The organism is Cellulomonas sp. A375-1, from assembly GCF_001040865.1.
GTDB classification, from domain to species: Bacteria; Actinomycetota; Actinomycetes; order Actinomycetales; family Cellulomonadaceae; genus Cellulomonas; species Cellulomonas gelida.
Genome location: NZ_LFKW01000150.1, coordinates 18,982 through 19,855, shown reverse-complemented (window position 1 = coordinate 19,855; position 874 = coordinate 18,982). Strand labels below are relative to the sequence as shown.

General features: G+C 75.2%; 1 protein-coding gene. It reads right to left on the bottom strand.

Annotated features, from left to right (window positions below):
* The coding region (locus tag CWIS_RS16055) for an ABC transporter ATP-binding protein (RefSeq protein ID WP_369796598.1) at positions 1-802 on the bottom strand (802 nt) is incomplete at its 3' end.
* Positions 803-874 lie beyond the last annotated feature (72 nt).

The following is an 874-nucleotide window of genomic DNA, read 5'->3' as shown; positions in this document are numbered from 1 at the left end:
CCGTCCCGGCCGCGAGCACGTGCCCGCCCGCGACGACCGCGACGTGGTCGCACATCCGCTGCACGAGGTCCATGACGTGCGACGACACGATCACCGTCCCGCCCGACGCGACGTACTGCGCCAGGATGTCGCGGATGTTGGCCGCCGAGACGGGGTCGACGGCCTCGAACGGCTCGTCGAGCACGAGCAGGCGCGGTGCGTGCACGAGCGCGCACGCGAGCGCGATCTTCTTCGTCATGCCCGCGGAGTAGTCGACCACGAGCGTGCGCGCGTCCGCGACCAGGTCCATCGCGGCGAGCAGGTCACGCGCGCGCTCGGCCACCGTCTCGCGGTCGAGGCCGCGCAGCAGCCCCGCGTAGGTGATGAGCTGCTCACCCGTGAGCCGGTCGAACAGCTTCACGCCGTCGGGCAGGACCCCGATCAGCGCCTTGCCCGCGACCGGGTCCGCCCACAGGTCGTGCCCTTGGACGAGCACGGTCCCCGCGTCGGGCACGAGCAGGCCGGTGGCCATCGACAGCGTCGTCGTCTTGCCCGCGCCGTTGGGCCCGACGAGGCCGTAGAACGAGCCGGCGGGCACGACGAGGTCGATGCCCGCGACGGCGACCTTGTCGCCGAACCGCCGCCACAGCCCGCGCAGCTCGAGCGCGGGCGTCCCCGGGGCGCGGGTCACACCGCCGGCGGCGGGCGACCCGGCCAGGCTCTGCGCCGCCGAAGGCTCGGCGCCCGAGGCCTGGTCCGCGGCGGGCTGGACGGTGGGGGGCGCAGCGGGCTCCCCGGACGTCTCCGGGCGGGGCACGGGCAGCTCAGGCGTCGCGTCGGGCACGTGGAGAGCATAGGGACCTGCGCCGACACCGGTGGCCGGATGCCCGCAGGT